Genomic DNA, 7,452 nt, shown 5'->3' on the forward strand with positions numbered 1-7,452 from the left:
TTTGTTGCTCGGTTTTTACTTAGCCCACTAGGTTACAAACCTCGCGCCGCGATTTAATCGCCCCTAGATTGAACAAATTTCAATCCACAAAGATCAACACGCCCTAGCTAAAGCGAAAAAGGCCTTACAAATGTAAGGCCTTTTTTATGTGTAATACATTTATTTTAACGAGCGTACGGGTCGGCAACTATTTTATCTACGTACCATTTTCCTTTTTTACGAAGCATTTTAACACTGCGCATTTCATCAATTTTCCCGCCATTTAGGGTGCCAGTAAAAATCAAATTTATTTTAGCTTTATCACCATATTGTTCTCGTAAACTCATATTTGACATGTCGACTTCAATAACTACCTCATCATATTGCATGTTTATCAAGTTACGAGAGAATTGTTTAGCTGTTCCGTAAGATTTCATTATGCGAGTTAGGTTAGGTGTTGCCATTTTGCTGGCTTTTTGAAGGTCTTTTTGGTTATAAAGTGCATCAAAATAAGCGGTTGCTGTATCACCTGGACTATCGCTAGATATTTTGGCATCGTCGCCGCAACCTACAATAAATAGGCAAGTTATGACACTTAGAATAGTTAGTAGTTTTTTCATTGTTATCATTATTGTTGTTGATTAAGCTTTTTAAAGTGTGTGGCTAAATTATGAATATGTAAAGAGGGAGGCAATATTTAAGGGCTGATCTTTCGATAAATAATAAAAAAGGATGCCATAAGCATCCTTTTTAAACATGTGTAGATTACTGTACTAGCTCTTGTTCACTAAACTCTTCATCAAACATTGGGCTTGATAAGTAACGCTCAGTTGCACTAGGTAGGATAACAACAATATTTTTATCTGCGTTTTCAGGCTTTTCTGCGATACGTTTAGCTGCAACAACCGCTGCACCTGAGGAAATACCCACCAAAATACCTTCTTTTTTCATTAACTGATGCGCCATTGCAATTGCGTCTTCGTTAGATACAAGCTCTGCGCCATCAATTAAGTCCATATCTAAGTTACCAGGAATAAAGCCTGCACCAATACCTTGGATTTTATGAGGGCCTGGTTTGATTTCTTCACCGGCAAGCGTTTGGCTAATAACAGGAGAGTTAGTTGGCTCAACCGCAATAGACTTAACGTTTACACCTTTTTCTGTTTTAAGGAAGCGACTAACACCTGTAATAGTGCCTCCAGTGCCTACACCCGCTACAAAAAAGTCTACTTTGCCGTCAAGCGCATCATAAATCTCAGGACCTGTTGTTTCAAAGTGAATTTTAGGGTTTGCAGGGTTTTCGAATTGCTGTAATAAAATATATTTATCAGGTGCCGTTGCTTGAATTTCTTTTGCTTTTTCAATTGCGCCATTCATACCTTTAGCACCGTCGGTAAGCACTAGATTTGCACCTAATGCTTTTAATAGCTTGCGACGTTCTAGGCTCATAGTATTAGGCATAGTAAGCGTTAACTTATAACCGCGTGCTGCTGCAACAAATGCAAGTGCAATACCGGTGTTACCCGATGTTGGTTCAATAAGCTCCTTACCTTCAACAAGCTGACCTGATTTTTCAGCTTCCCAAATCATTGATGCACCAATACGGCATTTGATGCTAAAGCTAGGATTACGAGATTCAACTTTAGCGTATACATTCCCACCTGTAACACGGTTAAGTTTTACTAGCGGCGTATTACCAATACTTAGTGAGTTATCTTCAAAAATAGTAGACATAATGTTCCTTTGGATACAATCTGATCAACGTGTTAATAGCCTTTGCCACTAACTATATAGACACACTTTACTGAGAGTTTAAAAAAACTAAAGTAAAGTTTGGCTATAACATATATCTATTGAGCTTATAACTAAGTGAAATTAAAATCCACAATAGCTGATACTTTAGTTATTAAAGGTGTGTACTAAATTTTTAAAGTAAGTGAGAGATGATTAGTTGAGCAATTTAAGTTAAAAATTAACTTAAAATAAGTGCAATTGATGTTTATTTGTGCAAATGAACTTTACTTGAACAGTTTTATGACACAAGCTAGGTAAAACATGATAAAAACACGTATCTAAATTCAATTAAGCAATCACAATGAAGTTAATCTTAAAATTAATTGCCGGTATTGTGGCCGGTATTTTAGTCGGACTTTACGTACCTATAACGGGTGTTGAACTTTTATTCACAGTAAAAGAGCTGATTGGTCAAATTATCTCCTTTACCATTCCACTTATTATTTTATTTTTTATTGCATCGGGTATTGCAGGCCTACCAAAAGGGTCAGGGCACTTACTTGGCAAAACCGTCGGCTTTGCTTATAGCTCTACAATTATTGCCGGTACACTTGCATTTTTATTAGTGAGTGCCGTTATTCCTTTTTTAAGTGGAAGCATTACGTTTGAAGCAGAAGTTGCTACTGAAATAGGTAGCTTTATTGATTTAGAAATTCCACCATTGATGGGGGTAATGACCGCGTTGGTAACTGCTTTTGTATTTGGTATTGGCATGAGCCAATTAGAGCTAGGTACACTGAAAAAAGTGTCTGATCAGGGGCGTGATGTTATTGATGGGCTTCTATCAAAGGTAATTATTCCTGCTTTACCATTTTACATTGCAGGTGTATTTGCCGAAATGACGGTGGCAGGCACAGTGGTAGATACATTGCAAACATTTGGTGTAGTACTAATTGCAGCGCTTGTTATGCATTGGTTATGGTTAAGCGTTTTATATATAGCGACAGGTATATTGTTAAAACGTAATCCAATCGAATTAGTTAAAAATATGCTACCTGCCTACTTTACTGCACTGGGGACAATGTCGAGTGCGGCAACAATTCCAGTTTCGCTACAATCAAGTAAAGCAAACAACGTAAAAGAAGATGTAGCAAACTTTACCGTACCACTGTGTGCAACCATTCATTTATCTGGCTCAACTATTACTATTGTAACGTGTGCAATGGCTGTTATGTTTTTATCGCCAAACATGGAAGTACCTTCATTAATGGGGATATTGCCATTTATTATGATGCTCGGTGTCGTTATGATAGCAGCACCGGGTGCTCCAGGTGGTGCAGTTATGTCGGCGCTTGGTTTATTAACAAGCATGCTTGGGTTTAATGAAGGAGCTGTTGCATTAATGATTGCTCTTTATTTAGCACAAGATAGCTTTGGTACTGCATGTAATGTAACCGGTGATGGTATCATTGCATTATGGGTTGATCGTTTTAGCGATAAAAAATCATATTAAACTATTAGATTGAGACAATAATATTAGTTATTGTCTCGCTTTATATATGTTACTGTGGCAAATTAATTTATTAAATTGCATGTTGTTAGGTAAATGAGGATGTTCCATTGATTAATGTACTTTTAGTTGATGACCATGAACTTGTACGAACAGGCATCAAGCGCATTCTTGATGACGTACGAGGGTTTAAAGTAATTGGCGAAGCTAAAACCGGCGAAGAGGCTGTACAGTTTTGCCGTCAGCATGCGCCAAACATCGTATTAATGGATATGAACATGCCAGGTATGGGCGGATTAGAAGCGACTAAAAAGATTTGTCGTTACTGTCCCGATGTAAAAATTATTGTGCTCACTGTTAATTGCGAAGACCCATTTCCTAGTAAAGTAATGCAAATTGGCGCGCATGGCTTTTTAACTAAAGGTGCAGGTTCTGACGAAATGGTGCGTGCTATTCGCTGTGTTCATGCAGGTCAGCGATACATAGCTCCTGAAATAGCGCAGCAAATAGCGCTAGCGCAAGTGACCGGCCGTACAGATGAAAACCCTTTTCAGAGCTTATCTGAACGTGAGCTGCAAATTATGCTTATGATCACCAAAGGTGAAAAAGCACAAGATATAGCTGAACGTTTGAACCTAAGTTCTAAAACAGTAAATAGCTATCGTTACCGTATGTTTGAAAAGCTTAATGTAGGTGGTGATGTTGAGCTTACCCACTTAGCTATTCGTCATAAAATGATTGATATAGACGTGTCGTACTAACCTATAATTTATGTCTGAATTTGATCACGTACATTTCCTCAAAACGCTATCAAGCGAGCCTGGTGTTTACCGTATGCTTGATAGTGATAGCCAAGTTATTTATGTTGGTAAAGCCAAGCATTTAAAAAAGCGTGTCAGCAGTTACTTTAGAAGTAACATTACCGACAGTAAAACACGCGTTTTAGTGAGTAATATTTGTGATATTGACGTCACACTTACTAATACTGAAACCGAAGCGCTGCTGCTTGAAAATAATCTAATAAAAAAATATCAGCCTCGCTATAACATATTATTACGCGACGATAAGTCGTATCCCTATATTTTACTAACGAGCCATAAACACCCTCGTTTAGCGTTTCATCGTGGTAGTCGTAAAATTAAAGGCGAATACTTTGGGCCATTCCCTAGTGCAGGAGCTGTATCTGAAAGCTTGCGCTTAATGCAAAAAATATTTCCTGTTCGTCAATGTGAAGATGACTACTACCGCGCAAGAAGCCGCCCATGCCTGCAATATCAGCTTAAGCGTTGCTCAGCTCCGTGTGTAAATAAAGTCACGGATGATGATTACAGCGAGCAAGTTGACTATGTCCGTAAGTTTTTAACGGGTAAATCTCACGAAGTTATTGCTGATTTAATAAAAAAAATGGAAGCAGCCAGCCTACAATTAAATTTTGAACTGGCGGCAAAAGTTCGCGACCAAATAATGCTACTTCGTAAAATGCAGGAGCAACAGTCTATATCTGGTAATTTTGCTGAAATGGACGTAGTTGGTTTTGCCCATTTAAACGGATTAAATGGCATTCATTTATTAATGATCCGCGATCATAAAGTACTGGGCAGTAAAACGTATTTTCCTAAAGTACCTAAAGATTCAAGTGAGCAAGAAATCCTAACCTCATTTTTAGGCCAATACTACTTAGCGCCTGGAGCAACAGGGCGTATTGCAAAAGAAATCATATTACCGTTTGAAATAGAAGAGAGCGATGCACTCGGCGAAGCACTCACACAAGTAAGTGAGCGCAAAGTAATACTTAAAGTAGTTACCCGTGGTGAGCGTGCTCAATACTTACAACTGGCCAACAAAAATGCATTAAACAGTATTGCAGTTAAGCAAAGTACCCAAGACTCTATTAATAAACGTTATGCACAATTAAAAGCAACACTGCGACTTGACGATATTACTCGAATGGAGTGTTTTGATATAAGCCACACCATGGGAGAGAACACTGTTGCAAGTTGTGTTGTGTTTGATTCTCAAGGACCAAATACTAAAGAGTACAGGCGCTATAACGTAACGGGTATTACCGGTGGTGATGATTACGCTGCAATGGAGTTTGCGCTTAATAAGCGTTACAACAAATTAGTAGATGAAGACAAAATTCCAGACGTTATCTTTATAGACGGTGGTAAAGGGCAACTGGGGCGTGCGGAGCAGTACTTTTCTAATTGGCCGCACACTAAAATGCCATTATTGGTCGGTGTTGCAAAAGGAACGAGTCGTAAACCTGGTCTTGAAACACTATTGATTGACGGTGGTCGAAAAACTATCCCAATGGATTCTGATGCACCTGCACTGCATTTGATTCAGCATATACGCGACGAATCTCATCGCTTTGCTATTGCAGGGCATCGTAATAAACGTCAAAAACAACGAACACAATCACTATTAGAAGAAATAAATGGAGTAGGTTCTAAACGTCGCCAAACATTATTAAAATATTTAGGGGGCATGCAGGGAGTAAAAGCTGCTAATATAGAACAGTTAAAGAAAGTTCCTGGGATCAGCCCTGACATGGCTGAGAAGATATTTAACCATTTGCATGACAAGGGCTAGCCCTACATGCGAATATAGAAAAAAAGACATATCCAAGTAGTTATGTGGAATATTCCAAACACACTCACAACATTTAGACTTTTTCTTATCCCCGTTTTTTTGGTGATATTTTATTTGCCTTATAGCTGGGCTTTTTTTGCTGCCGCTTTTATTTTTTGGCTTGCATCAATAACCGATATACTCGACGGTTATTTAGCAAGAAAGCTTGAGCAATCAACTCCTTTTGGTGCTTTTTTAGATCCTGTTGCTGATAAAGTAATGGTATGTGCCGCACTTGTAGCGTTATCTGATCAGTACCAGTCAATGTACATGACAATACCTGCTCTTATTATAATAAGCCGTGAAATTATCATATCTGCACTTCGTGAATGGATGGCAGAGCAGGGTAAGCGTGGTAATGTCGCTGTATCAAACATGGGTAAAATAAAGACGGCTGCACAAATGTTAGCCATTATCGGTTTGATTTGGCAATATGATACATGGATGAACTATTTAAGTTTTGGACTACTGTACATTGCGACCTTTTTAACCTTGAGTTCTATGATGCAATATTTACGTGCAGCATGGGGTGAATTGACTAAAAATTAACTCTAAATGTATAATAACGCACCGTTTTAGATAAAAAACAAGCAAACAGTTCAAAACTAGCATTTTTTGTATTGACGCGTTTAATAATCTCTGTAGAATGCGTCCGTGTTGAGAGGGCATAGCCCCCGAGATAAACGAAACGGTAATTAATCAGTTACCTGAATGTTCACGTAAATAATCATGTGGCAATTGAAATAACTGATAAATAAAATGCGGTACTAGCTCAGTTGGTAGAGCGCGACCTTGCCAAGGTCGAGGTCACGAGTTCGAGCCTCGTGTACCGCTCCAAGTTTATCTTAAGGTTAATACCCCGTACTGGGGCGGAATGGCAGAGTGGCCATGCACCGGATTGCAAATCCGTCTACCTCGGTTCGACTCCGGGTTCCGCCTCCATTTCAACGCTCCACACGCTTTAATTAGCAAACTCGATGCCCGAGTGGTGGAATTGGTAGACACAAGGGATTTAAAATCCCTCGACTAACAAGTCGTGCCGGTTCAAGTCCGGCCTCGGGCACCACTTTGTGGTTTAATTGCATTACCAAGTGTAATTATAAAATAGTTAATTTAGAATTAATATGATGCGGTACTAGCTCAGTTGGTAGAGCGCGACCTTGCCAAGGTCGAGGTCACGAGTTCGAGCCTCGTGTACCGCTCCATATTAGTTTTATCCACTTGCTTTAAATAGCAAACTCGATGCCCGAGTGGTGGAATTGGTAGACACAAGGGATTTAAAATCCCTCGACTAACAAGTCGTGCCGGTTCAAGTCCGGCCTCGGGCACCACTTTAAATTATTTTACCAAGATAATTTAAAGTTGATAAAACAGTATTTTGCGGTACTAGCTCAGTTGGTAGAGCGCGACCTTGCCAAGGTCGAGGTCACGAGTTCGAGCCTCGTGTACCGCTCCAAATTATTTGGACACATTTAGGCGGAATGGCAGAGTGGCCATGCACCGGATTGCAAATCCGTTTACCTCGGTTCGACTCCGGGTTCCGCCTCCATATAATTTACTCCACACGCTTTAATTAGCAAACTCGATGCCCGAGT

Annotated in this window: 6 protein-coding genes and 7 tRNA genes; 11 read left to right on the forward strand and 2 right to left on the reverse strand. The window is 39.4% G+C overall.

The window, feature by feature from the left end; translation table 11 throughout:
* Nucleotides 1-164 precede the first annotated feature (164 nt).
* Both DO88_RS02985 and cysK read right to left on the reverse strand, forming a co-directional pair.
* Nucleotides 165-599, reverse strand: coding sequence for a hypothetical protein (locus DO88_RS02985; RefSeq protein WP_033023777.1), 435 nt, complete (start codon nt 597-599; stop codon nt 165-167).
* A 145-nt stretch (nt 600-744) separates the two neighbouring features.
* Complete coding sequence (gene cysK / locus DO88_RS02980; protein WP_007377974.1) at nt 745-1,713, reverse strand: cysteine synthase A; 969 nt, start codon at nt 1,711-1,713, stop codon at nt 745-747.
* 361 nt (nt 1,714-2,074) lie between these two features.
* Between cysK and DO88_RS02975 the strand changes: the two genes are divergently transcribed.
* The 11 genes from DO88_RS02975 to DO88_RS02925 all read left to right on the forward strand — a co-directional run bounded on the left by DO88_RS02975 (nt 2,075) and on the right by DO88_RS02925 (nt 7,406).
* Complete coding sequence (locus tag DO88_RS02975) at nt 2,075-3,226, forward strand: dicarboxylate/amino acid:cation symporter (RefSeq protein ID WP_033040692.1); 1,152 nt, start codon at nt 2,075-2,077, stop codon at nt 3,224-3,226.
* 107 nt (nt 3,227-3,333) lie between these two features.
* Nucleotides 3,334-3,984: a UvrY/SirA/GacA family response regulator transcription factor gene (gene uvrY, locus DO88_RS02970; protein WP_007377972.1), complete on the forward strand. Its 651-nt coding sequence runs from the start codon at nt 3,334-3,336 to the stop codon at nt 3,982-3,984.
* A gap of 10 nt (nt 3,985-3,994) precedes the next feature.
* A complete protein-coding gene (gene uvrC / locus DO88_RS02965) occupies nt 3,995-5,818 on the forward strand; it encodes an excinuclease ABC subunit UvrC (protein WP_033040694.1) in 1,824 nt (607 codons plus the stop codon).
* 42 nt (nt 5,819-5,860) lie between these two features.
* Nucleotides 5,861-6,406, forward strand: coding sequence for a CDP-diacylglycerol--glycerol-3-phosphate 3-phosphatidyltransferase (gene pgsA / locus DO88_RS02960; protein WP_032827134.1), 546 nt, complete (start codon nt 5,861-5,863; stop codon nt 6,404-6,406).
* 212 nt (nt 6,407-6,618) lie between these two features.
* Nucleotides 6,619-6,694 (forward strand) — tRNA-Gly (locus DO88_RS02955).
* Nucleotides 6,695-6,725: 31 nt separating this feature from the next.
* Nucleotides 6,726-6,799: transfer RNA gene (locus DO88_RS02950), tRNA-Cys, on the forward strand.
* 37 nt (nt 6,800-6,836) lie between these two features.
* A tRNA-Leu gene (locus DO88_RS02945) sits at nt 6,837-6,923 on the forward strand.
* A 63-nt stretch (nt 6,924-6,986) separates the two neighbouring features.
* Nucleotides 6,987-7,062, forward strand: a tRNA-Gly gene (locus tag DO88_RS02940).
* Between the two features lie 39 nt (nt 7,063-7,101).
* A tRNA-Leu gene (locus DO88_RS02935) sits at nt 7,102-7,188 on the forward strand.
* Between the two features lie 49 nt (nt 7,189-7,237).
* Nucleotides 7,238-7,313, forward strand: a tRNA-Gly gene (locus DO88_RS02930).
* A 19-nt stretch (nt 7,314-7,332) separates the two neighbouring features.
* A tRNA-Cys gene (locus tag DO88_RS02925) sits at nt 7,333-7,406 on the forward strand.
* The last annotated feature ends 46 nt before the right edge of the window (nt 7,407-7,452 follow it).

This window comes from Pseudoalteromonas sp. S3431, from assembly GCF_000690035.1.
In the GTDB taxonomy this organism is placed as follows: domain Bacteria; phylum Pseudomonadota; class Gammaproteobacteria; order Enterobacterales; family Alteromonadaceae; genus Pseudoalteromonas; species Pseudoalteromonas fuliginea.

Bases quoted from the DNA above. Each gene is read 5' to 3' on its own strand.
- DO88_RS02985 (WP_033023777.1), bottom strand. From the start codon at position 599: ATGAAAAAACTACTAACTATTCTAAGTGTCATAACTTGCCTATTTATT.
- cysK (WP_007377974.1), bottom strand. From the start codon at position 1,713: ATGTCTACTATTTTTGAAGATAACTCACTAAGTATTGGTAATACGCCG.
- pgsA (WP_032827134.1), top strand. From the start codon at position 5,861: ATGTGGAATATTCCAAACACACTCACAACATTTAGACTTTTTCTTATC.
- uvrC (WP_033040694.1), top strand. From the start codon at position 3,995: ATGTCTGAATTTGATCACGTACATTTCCTCAAAACGCTATCAAGCGAG.
- DO88_RS02975 (WP_033040692.1), top strand. From the start codon at position 2,075: ATGAAGTTAATCTTAAAATTAATTGCCGGTATTGTGGCCGGTATTTTA.